Source organism: Bacillus sp. B4EP4a, from assembly GCF_006680105.1.
Classification (GTDB): domain Bacteria; phylum Bacillota; class Bacilli; order Bacillales; family DSM-1321; genus Peribacillus; species Peribacillus simplex_E.
In genome coordinates this window covers 113,661-132,351 of the sequence record NZ_VHIK01000012.1, presented here as the reverse complement: position 1 = coordinate 132,351, position 18,691 = coordinate 113,661, and the positions used below count along the sequence as shown (strand labels likewise).

Below are 18,691 nucleotides of genomic sequence, written 5' to 3'. Positions count from 1 at the left end.
ACACTGTGCTTTTTCGATTTGAGAAGCCGCCATTAAATGCGCCAAAAATGATTTACCTTTGATCAATCTTTTGACCAGCCCTTTTCCTTGAATCTTACAATCGCTTCAACGCGGTTGCTTACATCCAATTTATCAAGGATGACCGATATATAATTACGAACCGTTCCATTAGTCAGATAAAGCTGGCTTGCGATTTCTTTTGTGGTCTTACCATCCGCGATCAATTTGAGCACTTGGCACTCTCGTTCAGTCAAAGGGTTTTCTTCTTCGAAAGCCATATCCACCAGCTCAGGAGCATAAACGCGCCGCCCATCCATGATGACACGGATCGAGTTCGCCAGTTCATCACTTGGGCTATCCTTCAACAGATATCCACCTACTTCTGCCTTTCTGGCTCTTTCAAAATACCCAGGACGTGCAAAAGTGGTCAAAATGATGACTTTGCATTGGTGGCCCTGATCCTTGATTTCCTCCGCTACATCGAGCCCGGTTTTAACTGGCATTTCAATATCGGTTATGCAGATATCCGGCTTTAATTGATTGACGAGATTCATTGCTTCTTCCCCATTGCTCGCTTTTCCTACAACTTCCATGTCACTTTCCAAATCAAGGATGGAACCTAGCGCGCCAAGCAGCATCCGCTGATCTTCGGCAATTACGATTCGAATCAATGTCAATCCCTCCTATCCATTATTTTTTATAGCATTCGGAACCCTTATATAAAGTGTCGTTCCATCTGTTGATTGAATATCCAGGCTGCCATTAACGAATTCGAGCCTTTCTTTCATTCCTTGAAGCCCATTGCCTTTAAAAAACTCTGATCTATGTGAAAGCCCCACTCCATTATCCTTCACTGTGATCGTCACTCCTGTTTGTAATTCTTCAATGACGATATGACAGCAGTCGGCACCGCTATGTTTGACGATATTGGTCACAGCTTCTTTCAAGCACATGCTTAAAACCGTTTCAACAAGCAATGGGGTATCTTTCAATTCCGTGGTGCCTTCCAAATTGAATTCTATCCCTGCCGCTTTCAATATTTGCTTGACCCGGATGATTTCATCGCTAAGCTTGGCCCCACGCATTTCCGACACCATTTCACGTACTTCCTTGAGTGCCGTCCTCGCCGTTTGACGGATATCCTTGATTTCCTTCTTGGCCGACTCCGGATTCAAATCGATCAATTTCCCTGCAAGGTCACTTTTCAAGCCAATCAAAGACAGCTTTTGTCCAAGTGTATCATGTAAGTCACGGGCAATCCGCTGACGTTCTTCCATTTTGCCAAGCTCTGATATTCTTTTATGTGCGTCCTCCAATTGTTCTTCCAGCCTGCCCCGTTTATTTCGATTATATGTGTTGAATGGGAGCAGGATCACGCCTACCACACAAATGAGCATAAAGGGAAATTGCGAAAAGAATGTAGGGTCTTTCATGATGAATCCAATATTGACAGACACGATGGTAGCCAATAGCTGGATCGAATATAATACGAAAAAGCCAACCTTATTTTGAACATTCCCAATAAAGAATGCTAAAAAAAGCGAAAAGTAAATATAGCTGAAAAATATGGTCATGGATATGGATATGACTATTTGTATCGCCGTCCATACGTATACGGGCCATCCCTTCGAAACAAATGAGAGACCATATGATATGAAAAACAAAATGATCATGACGATTCCAAAGACTATCTCCAACATCGAAGAGGATTTGAAGATGAAATAAAAAGGTAGGATACAAAAAATGATCCAGACATAAGGGCTCAGCCCTGTGTTTTTCGGAAAGATATGATACCAACTTTGCATGGCGCCGCCTCTATTTCTTTTTACCCTAGTATATACTAAGGAGTTTCATCAAAAAACCACCCAATGGAAATTGAATGGTTTTTGATGAACTATTTATTTTTCTTGAAGACTTGGACGTTTATTATTGATTTCCACCTTAGGTTTTGTTTCATTTAGACGTTCCTTAATCTCTTTAAAACTTACAAACGTCTTGTTTTCTCCATCATATAGGCGGAAGCGTAGTGATTTTAAACTTGAACTAATGGTGATTGTCGTTGCCTGCTGCAATGGCAGGGTGGAATCATGGACTTTTTCCAGATTATAGTTTGGCACTCTTGGACTAAGATGATGCACGTGGTGAAAACCGATATTACCTGTTACCCATTGCAAAACCTTTGGAAGTTTATAATAAGAACTTCCATCAATGGCAGCCTTCACATAATCCCATTCCGATTCCTCTTCGAAATAAGAATCTTCGAACTGATGCTGTACATAAAACAGCCAGATGCCCAGTGATCCCGTTACAAAAAGCATCGGTACCTGAATCATCAGGAATGCCTGCCATCCGATAGCCAAGCATAAAAAACCATAAATTGCCACGATTGCGGCATTTGTCAAATACGTATTCATCCGTTCTTTCTTTTTAGCGCCCTTTTTATTCAGACGGTTCGATACAAGAAATAGATAAAATGGACCTAATCCAAACATGACGATCGGATTTCTATATAAACGGTAAGCCAGACGCCCCCAGAATGAAGCGGCGATATATTCATCAACGGTCATGATCCAAATATCTCCTGTACCGCGTTTGTTTAAATTACTGCTCGTTGCATGATGTATGGAGTGGCTATGCTTCCATTGTTCATACGGAAATAATGTAACGATTCCACTGATTGTACCCAGGATGCCATTCGCTTTCCTGCTTTTGAAAAACGATTGATGACAGCAATCATGGAAAATGATGAAAATCCTGACTACGAATCCTGAAGCCAGGACGGCAAATAAAAGGGTCAGCCAGTATGAAATGGTTAAGCTTTGATAAGCTAAAAACCATAACAGGAAAAATGGCGGAAATGTATTTATAAGCTGTTTCACGCTTGATTTAGTATTGGATTTTTCAAAAGGGGCAATATCTTTTCTCAATTGTTTTTGATTATGATTATGATTACTCATGATTTCCTCCTCATAATATATAGGAATGGAGTGGTTATACTTACATCTCTTCTTTAAGTATAGGAATAATAACCGATTTTCTATAGTCATAAACGTCAATTCCCTGCCATGACACTTGTCATATACTTGTCTGCTTCAACACTTCTCACACGTATTTTTTCCTCTTTCATCATTTTTACACTTCAAAAAAAGACGATGAATCCAATCAATCTGATTCCAAGAAAATGCCTGACATTTATTCGATCCAATAAAAAAAGATCCGCCGCTTGGCGAACCCATTTATAACTTGATGGCATACACCCGTTCAGGACGTCCTACCGTGCCATATGTTAAATCGGCATCAATTTTTTCCTCTGACATCAAGTGCTCCAGATAACGTCTTGCCGTTGTCCTGCTCACCCCGATCTCCTTTGCCACTATTTCGGCAGTTAACCCAGGGGAGGATTTCCCCAACACAACCATCACCTTCTCCAAAGTCATCCGATCGATCCCTTTTGGCAGTGAAGCCTGTTCTCTCTCTTTTTCTTTCATATCCTTTCGCAAAAGCTTATCAACCTGTTGCTGCGTTACGGGAAAATTGCCCTTTTCCAATTCAGACAGCTTAATGTGATACTCTTGATATCGGAGTAGGGACTGCTTGAAACGTTCAAATGCGACAGGCTTGATAATATAATCAAATATGCCGATTTTGATAGCTTCCTGGACTTTTTCGATTTCTTTAGCAGCCGTTATCATAATGACATCCATTTGTTTGCTTTGCTGCTTGATTTCTTTCAGGATATCAAGCCCATTCATATCCGGAAAATACATGTCGAGCAGCAATAGATCCGGCTGCATGATTTCAATGAAGCTTTTGGCTTCGTCATAGCTTGAGGCGATCCCGATCGTTTGAAAACCCTCAAGCTTTTCGATGAATAGCTTTTGTATTTCGGCAATCCGCAGGTCATCTTCTACGATTAAAACTTCTATATCGCGATTGGCCATCATGAAATCACCCCTCTGTTTTTTGGCAGTGCTACAGTAAATATCGTATATTCCCCTTCTTTCGTCGAAAAAGTGATATACCCCCCTAATCCATCTATCGCTTCCTGAACAAGGCTCAAACCTATACCTGAATTGGTTTGATGGCTTTTCGTCGTAAAGCCGTTCTGGAAAATCAGTTCGGTAACATCTGAATTCATCCCTTTTCCATTATCTTCAACCTCTATGATCAACTCTTTACCCAAGTCCGTGACGAACAACGATACCCTTTTTTCCTCCCTATCGTTTGCCCGTACAGCTTCGAAGGCATTATTTATGAGGTTGCCGATGATCGTCACTAATAAATCCCGATCTATTTCGGATGGAATATCTTTAAAACTGCTCTCTCTATCAATTGTAAAATCAATTTTCAGCTCGCTCGCTAAACTCACCTTCCCTAAGATGAACCCAGCAATAATCGGATCAGGTATTTCCTTCATTAGAAAGTGAATGAAGCCTTGGGTGACATCGACTTCCTTCGATATGAAATCCATTGCTTCTTTATATGAACCGAGTTGAATCAGGCCTAGCAGTGTATAGAGCCGATTCGAATATTCATGTGTCTGGGCCCTCAGCCCTTCTGCATATGCCTTTACATGTGACAGTTCCTGAAGGAGATTGGATAGTTCCGATTTATTTCTTAAACTTGCAACGGCACCGATGATTTCACCCTGTCCATTCAAAATGGGGATCCGGCTTGCCAAAAAAACTTCACCGTCTATCATGAATTCCTGATCATACTCGGCCCGTGCCGTGCTGACTACATCTAGCAAATGTGTTTGCGTTATGACTTCTTCAATTTTTTGCCCGCGAAGCATGACGTCTTTAGGGATATGAAGGATTTTATGCGCCGTTTCATTGACGACCGTGATTTTCCCATGAACATCAATGGCAATGATGCCTTCGTGAATGGATTCCAAAATGGCATGCTTCTCTTGAAACATCCAGGCGATCTCTTTCGGCTCCAGACCCAATATCGCCTTTTTTATATTGTATGAAATGAAAAAGGCTATCAATAAACCGCCAATTAATATAAAAGAGATGATCCAGACGATCTTTCTTTGTATACTGGACACTTCTTTTTCAATATCATCCTGAAGGTAGCCAACAGAGACGACTCCAATGACTTTTTCATTTGCGATTATCGGGGATTTCCCCCTTATGGAAGGACCCAATGTCCCAGTGGACTCCGTGATGATGGATTTCCCATCCCACACTTCGGCGTTATCTCCCCCTACCATTTTCCTCCCGATCATATCGGGATTTGGATGGGACAGCCGTGTTTCATTCTTATCGCCTATTACTATGAATTCCGCATCGATCTGCCTGCGAATCCTTTCCGCGATGGGCTGGATGATTACAGAGGGATTATCCGTTCGAAAAGCTTGTTTAATATCAGGCAGCAAAGAAATGGTCTGGGCAACCGACAATGCTTTTTCCCCTGTTTCCTGCTTCAGGTTATTTTCCAGGATATTTATAAAAATAACTTCAAAGATTCCGCCCATTAAGATGATTAACGTACAGATGCCCAGCATCAACTTGGTGTGTAAACGCATTCAATCACCTCTACTTACATCATATAAAAAAAAACCCCTTTAAAAAAGGAGTTTTTTCACAACATTCAGAAAATACGGGTTAACCTTCAATATTGATGACAACATCCTTCCCTCTCTTCTTAAGCAAAACCGGAATGAGCAGCCATAATGCCGTTATGATCAGGAATGTCAGGGAAAGCGGCCGAGTGAAAAACAAACTGTAATCCCCATCGGATATCGTCAGGGCCCTGCGCATATTATTTTCTATCATCGGTCCTAAAACCAGTCCTAATACCAATGGGGCGATTGGATAATCATTTTTACTTAAGAAATATCCCAAGACCCCGCATCCTAATAATAGCAATAAATCATAAGTCGATACTTGTACAGCATAAACGCCAAAAATGGAAATCGCGATAATGATCGGAATCAAATATTTCTTTGGCGTTTCTATGATTTTCGCAAAAACCTTAACGAGTGGGAGATTAAGGATGAGGAGCATCAGATTCCCGATGAACATACTGGCGATGAGCCCCCAAGCCACCTGAGGATGGTCCTCGAATAATAATGGACCTGGCTGAACATTGTACATCATGAGCGCACCCATTAAAATCGCCGTTGTACCGGAACCCGGAATTCCCAGCGTCAATAATGGAATCATCGCTCCGCCAGATGCCGCATTATTGGCCGTTTCAGGTCCAGCCACCCCAGCGATCGCCCCTGTACCAAATCTCCAAGGTTTTTTTGAAATCCGTTTTTCCATAAGATATGAGAAGAAAGATGCAAGAGTAGCCCCTGCACCCGGCAGGATCCCTACAAAGAAACCTAAGAGCGACCCCCTCGCAATGGGACCCGCGGATTCCTTGAATTCTTCTTTGGAAGGAATCAAATTTTTGATCTTTGCAATTTCCCCGTCATCCTCTTCTTTTTCCAAGATTGTCTTGAATACTTCTCCAAGTGCGAATAGACCGACTGCGATCGTCAGGAATTCGACCCCTTGATACAGCCAAGGAATGTCGAATGTAAAACGGGCGATCCCGGATACATTATCGATTCCTATCGTCCCGATCAACAAACCGCAAACCGTCATGATCAGTGCCTTGGTTACTGATTTTCCCGCGAGGCCGCTGACGGCCGCCAACCCTAGAAGCATGAGCGAAAAATACTCCGCCGGACCGAATTTAATGGCAATCGTCGATAATGGCTGAGCCAAGGCAATCATGGCGATAAGGGTCACTATCCCTCCGACGAAGGAACCGATTGCCGAAATGGATAAAGCACTACCGGCCCTTCCCTTTTTCGCCATTTGGTAACCATCCAATGTGGTGACGACAGAAGAAGATTCGCCAGGTGTATTCAATAGGATTGAAGTTGTCGACCCTCCATACATCGCTCCATAATAAACACCTGCAAGTAAAATGATGGCGCTTGTTGCCGCTTGCTCTGGTGGAAGTCCCCCTGTAATCGAAGCGGTTACCGGAATCAAAAGAGCCACCCCGCTCATCGGCCCGATCCCTGGCAAAACGCCGACAGCCGTACCGATCAATACTCCGACAAATGCAAAAAGGATGTTATACCAAGTTAGTGCTGTTTCAAATCCATGCATTAAATAATCAAAAGTGCCCACTTCACATCCCCCTTCCTTTTATGAAAACCAGATTGGCCAACCCGGCAGTGTTCCCTTTAATACATTCACGAATAAATAATAGATGATTCCGGAAAATCCTGCGGAAATGATGAGCGATGTCACCCACTTATTCCGTTCCATCGTTTGAAAGCAAACAAACAAAAAGAGAAAGGTCGTAATGACATATCCTATCGTTTCCAATGTCAAAATATAAATCAAGGTGGAGAGCAGAATGATGATGAAGGGTTTATATTCCAGCTTTCCCTTACCCGATTCCTGCACCTTGCTCCGAAATGCCTCATAGAACAGGCGAATACTTAAAACAGCAAGAACGAGCCCCAATACAAAAGGGAAAATGTCCGGTCCTACCGAACTTCCATAAGAAGAACTGGCCAGTTTCCTGCTTCCTATCATGAACAGCACCCCGACAGCCAGAAAGGCTACAGATGCAAAGCGATCAAATTTCACGTCCATTCTAATCCCTCCATTTCAGAAAATAAGAAGAAGGTGAAAGCACCTCCTTCTCCCCGATTATTTTTCCATGCCTAAAGCTTCTAATAATTGTTGCACCTGTTTTTCCTGTTCTTTTAAAAACCTACTGAATTCTTCACTATTTTTATATTCCTGTTCCCATCCTTGAACTTCCACTTCCTTTTTCCATTCAGAAGTTTCAACTAGCTTTGCAATGGTTCCGTCCCAATAGGTTTTCGCTTCATCAGACATATTCTGAGGTCCAAAAACCCCTCTCCAAATCGTGAATTCAGCATCAACACCCTGTTCCTTTGCCGTCGGTATGTCTTTAAGATCGCCACCCAAACGTTCAGTCGAGGTTACGGCCAACACTCTAATCTTCCCTGCTTTTAAAAATTCCCTGACACTGGATGCATCCGTTCCAATCACATCTGCATTACCGCCAAGCAATGCCGTAATCGCTTCCCCGCCCCCGTCGTACGAAACGTATTTAAGTTCAGTTGGATTCAAGCCATATTCATAGGCTGGAAGAATGGAAATCAAATGATCCATTGATCCAGGAGCCGATCCTCCTGCAAAGGTCAGCTTACGCGGATCATTCTTCACCGCTTCCAGCACTGATTTCAAATCCTTGAATTCAGAATCCGCCTTTACCACTATTGCCCCATAATCCTTTGTCAGCTGCGCTAAAGGGGTCGTATTTTTATATCCATAAGGACTGTTCCCTTCTTTTTTAAGGTTATTGATGATGACAGGCGGTGAATTCACGAACAGCATGTCATTATTATCCGCTTGCTGTGTTGCATAATCCGCCATGAAGACTGCGCCCCCGCCACCGGGTTTGTTTTCGACGGTCAATGGCTGGTTCACCAGTTTTGTCTCACTCAAGACCTTTGTAAATGAACGGGCGGTTAAATCCCATCCCCCGCCTGCGCCCGATGGAGCAACGACCGTTATGGCTTTTTTCGGATAGCCTGTGCTTTCTTTCTTTTCTCCTGATGTATCCGAACTGCTGCATGCACCTAGACTTAAAGCTAACGAACCCGCCAATATGACCGCTGAAATCTTTTTACGAGAAAACATAATAATCCTCCTTTTGAAAGCGTTTTCTTAATTCTACAAAAATATCTTCCTTTTCTTTGATTATTAACCTAAGATGCATAAATTCCATAACCTCTATAATGTTCATAAAGTTTTATCAGGAGACATGGGAAAAAGGCCCGCCCATTATGAGCAGCCCTGCTAGAATAGTATTTTTGATAGATATACGACCACCGTTACCGTTATACTGCTGAATAAAGTCGACATCAAGACTGCCTGTGCCGCATACTCCGGATGATTGTCATATTCCAAAGCGAATAATGCGCTGTTTCTCGATGTTGGAAATGAGCTTGCGATAAATAATCCCTGAGCGACAGTCCCTTCCAGGCCCAGCAGGAGGATGATCAGGAATGCGATGGATGGCGAGAGTATTAACCGGCCAATCAAGCTAAGGATAAGCGGAAGCGGAAATTGCGTCATTTTCAAATAGGCACTCTGTGCACCCAATGTAATCAAGGCAATGGCTATGAAAGCACTCGCGATATTTTCAATCGGGGTCCATAAGAACAGCGGAATGTCGAAAGAAGCGGAATGTAATAGAAAACCGAGTAATAAAGCATAAATGACGGGGTTCTTCAAGAACTCGCGAATGGCGCCCTTCGCACTTTTTGTATGGACGGAAACGGAATTCATCAATCCATAGGTATAGGTCAACAGGTTTTGAAAAATGATCACGATGACTTGGATCGACAGGCCAAGAGGATTACCATTAAAAACCATCTGGCTGACGGGTAACCCGAAATTGGCTGAGTTATTCAGGACTACACTATTTTTAAACGTGGCAGAAAGACTTTGATCAAACCTGGCAAGTTTAGCAATCACTGTACTCACGATGATGAGGCTTACTGCTTGAAGGGCAAGGAAGCTGAATATCTGGACAATCATTCCCCCGCCCATTTTACTTTGATATATATTGACAAAGCTAATGGCCGGCATGAGCAGGAAGTGATTCAATTTAGACAGCGTATTCATATCCAACTTGAATTTACGATGCAGGATGGCCCCAGCCCCTATTAGGAAAAAGACCGGCACAATGACATTCAATACGATCAGAAACAGGACACTCACTTGACTTCCTCTCCATTCCTTAGGCAAATTCCTGATGATTTACATCTCCCATCTATCATAATCCCGGGATAACCATAGTTAAAATACCAATAAATTATCGTTATCCATTCAAAAAAGGAATGACAAAAAAAGCACAGAGATTTCTGCGCTTCCAGTTAAATATCACTCATGAAATCGACGTCTTTGACAAATTCGACAAACGCTTTGACCAGTTTTAATTCCAGCGACTTTTCATGATATAACATCCACGTATTCCTGATAAGGGGATTACCTTGCTTATCCTTGAGGTCCATTTGACGGAGATTTTGGTCTTTCTCCAATAAAACACTGGGGAGGATGCCATATCCCAGGCCATTCCTGACCATTTCTTTGCATGTATCACCTTTGTCCACTTCCATCCCAACCAAAGGCGGTCCTGAAAAATTGTCTCTCCACCAATTATCGATCATTGTTTTCAATAAAGCATCCGTCCCATAATCGATCCTCGGCAGTAAAGGCAGGTCCCGGACTTCGATTTCTTCCTTGGAAGCAATACAAATCGTTTCCTCAAAAAGATGGTGCCTTGATCCTGCCCATTGATAGTCCCCCCGAACGATCCCTACATGCACTTCTTCCTTGTAAATGAGGTTCAGCACTTCTTTACTCCAACCAGTGGTTACATGGAAATCCACTTTAGGATATCGCTCACGGAATAATCTCAACAGGCCTGGCAATTTATGCAGCGTGATATAGTTGGAAACACCCAGCCTTAATGTCCCACTGATCTCCTGGCCCATATTGAACGCTGTCTCTTTTATCTGCCGGAGCCTGATCAGCATCTCATCTGCACAGTTGGCCAAATATTCTCCTTGAGGGGTGAACTGCACTCCCCTTGTTCCCCGCTCCACAATCTTTAGATTGAACTCCTTCTCTATTTGTTGAATTCGTTTCGTTAAAGAAGGTTGCGATATATATAGACTTTGCGCCGTTTTAGTAATGTTCTTATGCTCATGCAACACCTTTAAAATATGCCAATCCCTTTCATTCATAACCCTTCCCCCGATACCGCTTTTTCCTTGAATGTCTTATCCAAACTGTACCATAAAAGGCTTGTTGGCATATCCAGCCATGCCGGCAAGGACTTTCCCAAAGCGCATTCTCCAGCCCGCCTTAGGAGCAGCATCTTTCAAGCGGAGGACGCTCAGTCATTCAATTGAATTCTTTCAGGGCATGTATAGATATTCAGTGAATCATTACGAATGAACCCGACCGTGGTGATTCCCAATCCTTCAGCCAACTCCAAGGCCAATTCGGTTGGAGCGGATTTCGAGAGTATCAGTTCACAGCCGATTTTCGCCACTTTCAAGAGAATTTCCGATGAAATCCGGCCGCTGAACACGATAGCTTTCCCATCTATCGAAATACCATTTTTCAAGCAATGGCCGTATATCTTGTCCAAGGCATTATGCCGTCCGATGTCCATCCTGCTTAATACGAGGCCATCGACATCGCATAGAGCGGCATTGTGGACCCCTCCTGTGTTCTGGAAGGTGACAGCGGAATTTTGTAAATCCTTCATCAAGCGGAAGCAGTCATCGGGAGTCAGTCTCACCGAAACATTATCCATTTTCTTGGCAGTCAATGCATCATTCACAAAGACGAACCCTTGTCTGCTCATTCCGCAGCATGATGTAATATACCGCTTATTTTGAAAGTCCTGGAAGTAGGGATTCACTTTATCTGTCTTCACATGAACAAAGCCTTCTTTTTCCTGGACCCAGATTTCTTTTATCTCATCATAATTTTTGATGATGCCTTCCGAAGCCAAATAACCGATCACCATATCCTCGATGTATTCAGGCGTACAAACCATCGTGACGAATTCCTGGCCATTTATTTTGACAGTGACGGGATACTCCGTTACGATCGTATCTTCCGTCCGCTCGATGTTGCCTTTGGTTATCCGGATGATGTCCCTCTTGCTTTCAATCGCTTTCATGTTCCCACTCCTTTTACTATTCAGGAGCCAATTGACCAATATGTAAGGAACATGGTCAATGCCCGTTGAGTTTGTCCGCTATATCCTTATCAAATACGAATACGGAAATCGCTATGTTCTCTTTAATTTTGATATCTGAAAACAAATGGACCAGTTTAGCTCCAACCAGTTCTTCCATTCCATCAGGAGGACTCTCCGAATACACATCTTGAACCATTTTGGTACGTGCAGAATGGACCATGTCCCTTCCTTCCTCCGATCTTGATATGAACATTTCCGTAGGAGTCAAATTCCCATATAACGTAGAAACGGCCATATTTTCCACGAAAACCGTGTGTATGCGTTCTGGTCCTTTACCGAATAGTTCCTTGCGCAGCTTACGAATCATATCATTGAATTCATGGATAACTTTTGACACCGTTACGTCACTCCAATTCAAGAAAATTAAGTTCTCAATTTTCTTATCATAAATCAACCCGGAGAAAAACGAAAGGAATTTGGGAATGATAACCTCTTTCCAGGATTGTTTCTTGTTAAAATTAAAGGTATAATATCAAAGAGGAAAGTTGGGAGCATAATAGTGTACTGTTGTGTCCTATCTTTTTTAAAAATTATCCATTATGGTATGGATTGGTATATTGGCAAGCTTTGCTATTAAACTATTCCACCATGACCTACATTTCCGTTCAGAGCCGGAGGTGTGATCATGGTGGTTTTTTTTCGTGTTTTTTGGCTATATAAGGGGGAAATATAATGAGCGATTCAAACATCATCATCAAAATCAATGGGAAGGATTATACCGCTAATGAAGGAGCGACAATACTGGAGGTCATCAACCAAAATGAGATAGCTCATCCACAGATTTGTTATGTTCCTGAAGTGGATCCGATCCAAACATGCGACACATGCATCGTCGAAGTTAATGGGGAACTCGTCCGATCATGTTCGACAAAAGCAGCGGGCGGCATGGATATAGCCTTGGATTCAAGCAAGGCAAAAGAGGCCCAAACCGAAGCCATGGACCGGATCCTGGAAAACCATTCTTTATACTGTACTGTTTGTGATAATAATAACGGAAATTGCAAACTGCATAACACAGCGGAATTAATGGAAATTGAACACCAAAAATATCCTTACACACCTAAAGTGGAATTGGGTGCCGTCGATATGTCCCATCCATTTTACCGCTATGATGCCAATCAATGCATCGCATGCGGTCAATGTGTCGAAGTCTGCCAAAACCTTCAGGTCAACGAGACGCTGTCCATCGACTGGGAAGCGGAACGCCCCCGGGTAATCTGGGATGAAGGAACGGAAATCAATAACTCATCTTGTGTAGGCTGCGGACAGTGTGTAACCATTTGTCCATGCAATGCATTAATGGAAAAATCGATGCTGGGTGAGGCAGGCTTCATGTCAGGTTTGAAAAACGATATGCTTGAACCAATGATTGACCTTGTCAAAGAAGTGGAACCTGGATACAGCGGGATTTTTGCCATTTCGGAGATTGAAGCGGCAATGCGTGATACACGGACGAAGAAGACAAAAACGGTCTGCACGTTCTGTGGGGTAGGATGCACATTCGAAGTCTGGACAAAAGGGCGTAAAATTCTTAAAGTCCAACCTACTCATGAAGCACCCGTCAATGCGATATCTACATGTGTCAAAGGGAAATTCGGTTGGGACTTCGTAAACTCGGAAAAACGTTTGACCAAGCCCCTGATTCGGAAAAATGGTAGATTCGTTGAATCAAGCTGGGATGAAGCACTTGATTTAGTTGCATCCAGACTTGGTTCGATCAAACAGCAATACGGCGGGAATTCAGTAGGCTTCATTTCCTCATCAAAGATCACGAATGAAGAAAACTATGTGATTCAAAAACTGGCACGGCAAATGTTCGAAACGAATAACGTCGACAATTGCTCGCGTTACTGTCAATCCCCGGCAACAGACGGACTGTTCCGTACAGTCGGCATGGGCGGAGATGCTGGTACGATTAAAGATATCGCCGCAGCAGGTCTTGTCATCATCGTTGGGGCTAACCCTGCAGAAGGCCATCCCGTACTGGCGACACGCGTAAAACGGGCACACAAGCTTCACGGACAAAAACTGATCGTAGCTGACATCCGCAAAAACGAAATGGCCGAGCGCTCCGACATCCATATCAGTCCAAAACAAGGAACAGACCAAGTTTGGTTGATGGCGGTTACAAAATATATGATCGATCAAGGCTGGCATGATCAAGAATTCATCAATGAAAATGTTAACTTCTTCGAAGATTATAAAGAAGTTCTTAAGAAATATTCCTTGGAATATGCAGAAACACACACAGGTATTTCAAAAGAAACATTGATCCAAATAGCTGAGACCATTCGCGATGCAGACGGAACATGCATTCTCTGGGGAATGGGCGTTACACAAAACACCGGTGCTTCCGATACTTCAGCGGCAATTTCCAACTTGCTATTGGCTACGGGTAACTACCGTCGTCCAGGAGCGGGAGCTTATCCGCTTCGCGGCCATAACAATGTACAGGGCGCTTGCGATATGGGTACCCTTCCAACATGGCTTCCAGGATATCAGCATGTTACCGATGACGTGGCACGTGCTAAATTCGAAAAAGCTTATGGAGTGAAAATCGATGGCAAACCTGGCTTGAACAATATTGAAATGCTTAAAGCGATAGAAAAAGGCGACATGAAGGCCATGTATCTTGTCGGAGAAGATATGGCACTTGTTGACGCGGATGCAAACCATGTTGATAAAGTATTATCCGGATTGGATTTCTTTGTTGTACAGGATATTTTCCTTTCAAGGACAGCCCAATATGCCGACGTGGTATTACCCGGAGCTCCATCTCTTGAAAAAGACGGAACGTTCACCAATACTGAGCGCCGTGTACAGCGTTTATATAAAGCCCTTCCCACTATAGGAGATTCTAAAGCGGACTGGGAAATCACTCAAGAGATCGCCAATCGCTTAGGTGCAAATTGGAACTACACTCACCCTAGTGAAATCTATGATGAAATGGCAAGCCTGTCACCGATATTCAGCCAAGCGAATTACGAGGTGCTGGAAGGATGGAACAGCTTCCTCTGGGGAAGCCATGATGGCTCAAACACGCCGCTTCTTTATGTGGATGGCTTCAACTTTCCTGATAAGAAAGCGCGCTTTGCACTGGCTGACTGGGTGGAACCCTATAAATTCCCGGAAGAATATGACCTTCATATCAATAATGGACGCATGCTTGAGCATTTCCATGAAGGCAATATGACGAACAAATCCAATGGAATCCAATCGAAAGTACCTGATATTTTCGTTGAGATATCACCAGAACTTGCAAAAGAACGTAAAGTCGGTGATGGCGGACTCGTTCGCTTAGTGTCCCCATTCGGAGCCGTTAAATTAAAAGCCCTGATCACAGACCGTGTGAAAAATAATGAGCTATTTTTACCGATGAACTCAGTCGATAAAGACTCTGCCATCAACTTCCTGACTGGTCCTATCTATGATCAACGCACAAGCACGCCTGCCTACAAACAGACGATGGTCCGCATGGAAGTATTAAGCGCAAGCGGAGACATCCCATTACCGGGTACCAATCCAAGGAACAAAAAACGTCACCCTCAAAATGGTGTCGAGGTTGAACGTAAGTGGGCCCGTCCAGGGTATGTTCACTTAACGGATAAATAAACAAGGAGGGTGAAGATCATGGCAGCTCCTATTACGGAAATCCATAATCCCATTACTGAGGAAGAAATAAAGCTACAAAAACTCGAAGAACTGAAAACGCTGATCACCGATAATGAAGATGCATTAAACAATATGTTTAAAATCGTCAATGAACTGAATGACTCGGGAGTATTCGAAGCCGCGACCTCCATGCTTCAAGGAAAAGAACAAATTGCAAAAATCGCTCTTCAACAAATCACAAGGCAACCTGTCACAAACCTAATCAATACCCTTATGGGGGCAACAGGAGCCTTGATGAACGCCGATGCCGCACAATCCACGAAACTGCTAAACAGTGCACTTGCAGGAATCGATGAAGGAAAAAAATTCCTTCAGACCGATAAGAAGATCGGAGTTTTGGATTTAATGAAAACATTGAATGACCCAGACATAAACCGGGCGATCGGTTTTGGCGTCCACTTCCTAAAGGGAATGGGCAAGGAATTAAAAGAATAGAATCGGAACAAAGACTCAAGAGAAACTTCTTTTGAGTCTTTGTTCTATATTGGATGAAATGCTAACATATGAAACACGGTGAACATCCCTGAATTGCATTAAGATTGATGGAACGAAAGCTACAACTACGCTAAAAATATGAATCATTTGCTTGTTTTGTAATGGCTTAGTTGCTGCAAAAGTGTAGCGTATTGGATAAGATTAGCATTGGAGTGGATGATTTAATGAATCAAGAAGAAAAAATTAAGGAATTAGAATACGAATTGTTTTTATTGAAGCATGCATTTTTAAATTACATGATAGTATGGCCCCGAATGGCTTTACAGAGCAAGAGGTTAGTGAGTTAGATAGATTTTTCATGTGCGTTTACGGCACAAAAAATTATCCCACAAAGGAAGAAATGAGAAAAAAAGTGGCGGATATAAAAAATATTGAAATTGAAGAATTACATATTGCCTAAGTAAAAAAATCTTATTAGCTTATCAAGCTCCAGTAATAGATATTATTCTGGAGGATTTCCAAAATGTTGATGTAAATATAGAGAAATAATTTAAAGCGTGGGCTCAAATCAATCATCAAAATACAGGCTGTACACCCTCCCCTTATTCGCACCACGGCTTGTCAGACTCAATGATTGCAAGATCCTCGTTGCACTGGATGAAGAGGAAATGTTTAAAAAGTCCCTCAACTGCCGATTCGTTATGGTCGAGCCTAATAGATAAAAATAATCTCGTAAAGCGGGGATATGTGCTTTTTTACTGGTTAATTGGCATTGATGACAAATCCATGTGCCATGCCTTCTAAATAACTGATTCCCCTTGCAATTCTCACATATCACTCCTTTTATTATGTCCTTTTCGGTAAGGTTGTATCGTTCCAGAATGGAAAAGTCCGCATCGATGTGGTGTTTATTCATTACTCGAACTGCCTTTTTCAGATCTTTTTCACTAAAACTGAAGTCTGTTATGGAATCTTCCATTTGACTAATTTTATAAGGAAGTGCATCGCGATGGATAACTTTATAGTGGAGTTTATGGTTACTAGGAGCTGTACGGATGATTGTTTGGGGATTACTGATGACAATTAAAGAGTGGATTGGAAGTGAGGGAAAACCATTTTTCAAGAACCAATAGGTTAACTGTGATTCTTGGCGGCTGACTTGTATGATGGGATCTGGAAATGCCGTCTCTTTGCCTTCTATCGTTCGAATGAGCTGGTTGAAATGCGGATCAAAATAGATTGCCCCTGCAATGTTCTTCACTTCAATAATAAGCGCATATTTCTTGGAGATTAATAAGGTATCAAGTTGAAAAAATCGGGATTGATCCTGCAGCCTTAAGTCGTGGAAGATGTAATAGCTTTTCGGTTCAAGAAAGCTTAATGGAAAATCAATGGAACATTCCCCTTTATGGCCCGCTTCCCTTTTTTTGAGATCGTTCATGATTAAGGGGAGTTTAGGGTGATTCGGAGGAAGCCTGCTCGCTAATGCACGTAATTTGCGGATGGCAAGAGGAACTTTTCGCTTATTTACAATCAATTTCATCGCTCCAATCTTGGTTTCTCCCAAAGGATTCTACAGCAGATGGGAATATTCCTTTAAATGATAGCGATTGTACAATTTATCTGCGAAATCGGGATTATATCTTCGAAAATGGAGATATATCAGCGAAAACTCCTGATTTATCTGCGAATTATACGATTTATCGATTTTTCGACAAAAACAAATAAAAAAACAAATAAAAAACCACCAATATATGTATTGGTGGAGACGGTGGGAGTCGAACCCACGTCCAGACATAACGGCACTTAAGCTTCTACGAGTGTAGTCGATATATTCGCATTTCGCAAACTCATTAGCCTATCGACAGGCGGCAGAGCAGCTAGTCTGATTGGTCTCTTCCTTCATCCTCAGACGGTGGATTCCGGCGTATCCCACTTAGAGTGAGTCCCTTACCCTACCACGTGGGCCATGGAGGGAGGAACAGCTATCGACTGTTATTAAGCAGCGAAAGCTAGGTTGTTGTTTTGTTTGCCAGTTATAGGCGTTGACGTTTTAACGAGGCCGATCCCCTCGACTCGCAACTTAAGCTCGAACTATCCCTGTCGAATCCGTAACGTCCCCATGATAGAAATGGAGCGTACGAGAGAAGAATAGTCAGCAAGTTGGCTGATATTCAATTGTCATCGGTACAGGATTAATTATAACAGATTGGTTCAAAAAATCAATTGTAAGGTCTTGGCAGTTTTACATCTTCTGACGATCACGGAAAGCACGTTCAATATCACGCTTCGCTTCTTTCTTCTTTAGGTCATCACGCTTGTCATATTGTTTCTTCCCTTTTCCAAGTCCGATTAAAACTTTGGCAAAGCCATTCTTTAAATACATTTTCAACGGGACGATGGTGTAACCTGTTTCCTTTGTTTCACCGATCAGTTTACTGATTTCTTTTTTATGCAAAAGAAGCTTCCGTGTCCGCAACGGGTCATGGTTAAACTGGTTTCCCTGCTCATAAGGGCTTACATGCATATTATGAAGATAAATTTCACCATTTTCTATTTTAGCAAAGGCATCCTTCAAATTCACTCGGGCCGCACGGATTGCTTTGATTTCTGTCCCTTTTAAAACGATTCCCGCTTCAAACGTTTGTTCAATAAAAAAATCATGATAAGCTTTTTTATTTTGTGCTAGTTGTTTACCTGAGCCTTTTGGCATCTAACTCTCCCCTTTTTTACATCCAATCGCGGC

Annotated in this window: 16 protein-coding genes and 1 other RNA gene; 2 read left to right on the top strand and 15 right to left on the bottom strand. The window is 42.5% G+C overall.

The window, feature by feature from the left end; genetic code table 11:
* Positions 1–62: 62 nt before the first annotated feature.
* The 12 genes from FNK51_RS06770 to FNK51_RS06715 form a co-directional block, all read right to left on the bottom strand.
* A complete protein-coding gene (locus FNK51_RS06770) occupies positions 63–671 on the bottom strand; it encodes a response regulator transcription factor (protein ID WP_076368214.1) in 609 nt (202 codons plus the stop codon).
* A gap of 12 nt (positions 672–683) precedes the next feature.
* Positions 684–1,805, bottom strand: a complete 1,122-nt coding sequence (locus FNK51_RS06765; protein WP_098371520.1) for a sensor histidine kinase — start codon at positions 1,803–1,805, stop codon at positions 684–686.
* Between the two features lie 93 nt (positions 1,806–1,898).
* Positions 1,899–2,957, bottom strand: a complete 1,059-nt coding sequence (gene desA / locus FNK51_RS06760) for a Delta(5) desaturase DesA (protein ID WP_098371521.1) — start codon at positions 2,955–2,957, stop codon at positions 1,899–1,901.
* A 279-nt stretch (positions 2,958–3,236) separates the two neighbouring features.
* Positions 3,237–3,944 (bottom strand): response regulator, encoded by a 708-nt coding sequence (locus FNK51_RS06755; protein WP_098371522.1) that lies wholly within the window; start codon positions 3,942–3,944, stop codon positions 3,237–3,239.
* Complete coding sequence (locus tag FNK51_RS06750) at positions 3,941–5,533, bottom strand: ATP-binding protein (RefSeq protein ID WP_141992840.1); 1,593 nt, start codon at positions 5,531–5,533, stop codon at positions 3,941–3,943. The genes FNK51_RS06755 and FNK51_RS06750 overlap by 4 nt, the downstream gene beginning before the upstream one ends.
* Before the next feature lie 79 nt (positions 5,534–5,612).
* Entirely contained in the window at positions 5,613–7,139 is a 1,527-nt protein-coding gene (locus tag FNK51_RS06745; RefSeq protein ID WP_098371524.1) for a tripartite tricarboxylate transporter permease, read from the bottom strand.
* 18 nt (positions 7,140–7,157) lie between these two features.
* Positions 7,158–7,613 carry a tripartite tricarboxylate transporter TctB family protein gene (locus FNK51_RS06740; protein ID WP_098371525.1) on the bottom strand — a complete coding sequence of 152 codons (456 nt, stop codon included), beginning with the start codon at positions 7,611–7,613 and terminating at the stop codon, positions 7,158–7,160.
* Positions 7,614–7,670: 57 nt separating this feature from the next.
* On the bottom strand, positions 7,671–8,693 hold the full coding sequence (locus FNK51_RS06735; protein ID WP_141992839.1) for a Bug family tripartite tricarboxylate transporter substrate binding protein: 1,023 nt from the start codon (positions 8,691–8,693) through the stop codon (positions 7,671–7,673).
* A 159-nt stretch (positions 8,694–8,852) separates the two neighbouring features.
* A complete protein-coding gene (locus FNK51_RS06730; RefSeq protein ID WP_141992838.1) occupies positions 8,853–9,779 on the bottom strand; it encodes an AEC family transporter in 927 nt (308 codons plus the stop codon).
* A 155-nt stretch (positions 9,780–9,934) separates the two neighbouring features.
* Positions 9,935–10,807 (bottom strand): LysR family transcriptional regulator, encoded by an 873-nt coding sequence (locus tag FNK51_RS06725; RefSeq protein ID WP_141992837.1) that lies wholly within the window; start codon positions 10,805–10,807, stop codon positions 9,935–9,937.
* Positions 10,808–10,959: 152 nt separating this feature from the next.
* Positions 10,960–11,757, bottom strand: a complete 798-nt coding sequence (fdhD, locus tag FNK51_RS06720; RefSeq protein ID WP_141992836.1) for a formate dehydrogenase accessory sulfurtransferase FdhD — start codon at positions 11,755–11,757, stop codon at positions 10,960–10,962.
* A 55-nt stretch (positions 11,758–11,812) separates the two neighbouring features.
* On the bottom strand, positions 11,813–12,175 hold the full coding sequence (locus tag FNK51_RS06715) for a Na-translocating system protein MpsC family protein (RefSeq protein WP_076368224.1): 363 nt from the start codon (positions 12,173–12,175) through the stop codon (positions 11,813–11,815).
* 335 nt (positions 12,176–12,510) lie between these two features.
* On the opposite strand from FNK51_RS06715, the gene fdhF reads away from it, so the two are divergent.
* Together fdhF and FNK51_RS06705 are read left to right on the top strand one after the other, a co-directional pair.
* A complete protein-coding gene (gene fdhF, locus FNK51_RS06710) occupies positions 12,511–15,450 on the top strand; it encodes a formate dehydrogenase subunit alpha (protein WP_141992835.1) in 2,940 nt (979 codons plus the stop codon).
* A gap of 18 nt (positions 15,451–15,468) precedes the next feature.
* Positions 15,469–15,945, top strand: a complete 477-nt coding sequence (locus tag FNK51_RS06705) for a helical membrane plugin domain-containing protein (protein WP_141992834.1) — start codon at positions 15,469–15,471, stop codon at positions 15,943–15,945.
* Between the two features lie 568 nt (positions 15,946–16,513).
* On the opposite strand, the gene FNK51_RS06700 is transcribed toward FNK51_RS06705, so the two are convergent.
* The 3 genes from FNK51_RS06700 to smpB form a co-directional block, all read right to left on the bottom strand.
* Positions 16,514–17,482: a nuclease-related domain-containing protein gene (locus FNK51_RS06700; RefSeq protein ID WP_141992833.1), complete on the bottom strand. Its 969-nt coding sequence runs from the start codon at positions 17,480–17,482 to the stop codon at positions 16,514–16,516.
* A 223-nt stretch (positions 17,483–17,705) separates the two neighbouring features.
* Positions 17,706–18,067: a transfer-messenger RNA gene (gene ssrA, locus FNK51_RS06695) on the bottom strand.
* A gap of 123 nt (positions 18,068–18,190) precedes the next feature.
* Complete coding sequence (smpB, locus tag FNK51_RS06690; RefSeq protein ID WP_057912049.1) at positions 18,191–18,658, bottom strand: SsrA-binding protein SmpB; 468 nt, start codon at positions 18,656–18,658, stop codon at positions 18,191–18,193.
* Positions 18,659–18,691: the final 33 nt, after the last annotated feature.

Coding starts and splice junctions, on each gene's coding strand:
- fdhF (WP_141992835.1), top strand. CDS start 12,511: ATGAGCGATTCAAACATCATCATCAAAATCAATGGGAAGGATTATACC.
- fdhD (WP_141992836.1), bottom strand. CDS start 11,757: ATGAAAGCGATTGAAAGCAAGAGGGACATCATCCGGATAACCAAAGGC.
- FNK51_RS06725 (WP_141992837.1), bottom strand. CDS start 10,807: ATGAATGAAAGGGATTGGCATATTTTAAAGGTGTTGCATGAGCATAAG.
- FNK51_RS06750 (WP_141992840.1), bottom strand. CDS start 5,533: ATGCGTTTACACACCAAGTTGATGCTGGGCATCTGTACGTTAATCATC.
- FNK51_RS06735 (WP_141992839.1), bottom strand. CDS start 8,693: ATGTTTTCTCGTAAAAAGATTTCAGCGGTCATATTGGCGGGTTCGTTA.
- FNK51_RS06705 (WP_141992834.1), top strand. CDS start 15,469: ATGGCAGCTCCTATTACGGAAATCCATAATCCCATTACTGAGGAAGAA.
- smpB (WP_057912049.1), bottom strand. CDS start 18,658: ATGCCAAAAGGCTCAGGTAAACAACTAGCACAAAATAAAAAAGCTTAT.
- FNK51_RS06755 (WP_098371522.1), bottom strand. CDS start 3,944: ATGATGGCCAATCGCGATATAGAAGTTTTAATCGTAGAAGATGACCTG.
- FNK51_RS06740 (WP_098371525.1), bottom strand. CDS start 7,613: ATGGACGTGAAATTTGATCGCTTTGCATCTGTAGCCTTTCTGGCTGTC.
- desA (WP_098371521.1), bottom strand. CDS start 2,957: ATGAGTAATCATAATCATAATCAAAAACAATTGAGAAAAGATATTGCC.
- FNK51_RS06765 (WP_098371520.1), bottom strand. CDS start 1,805: ATGCAAAGTTGGTATCATATCTTTCCGAAAAACACAGGGCTGAGCCCT.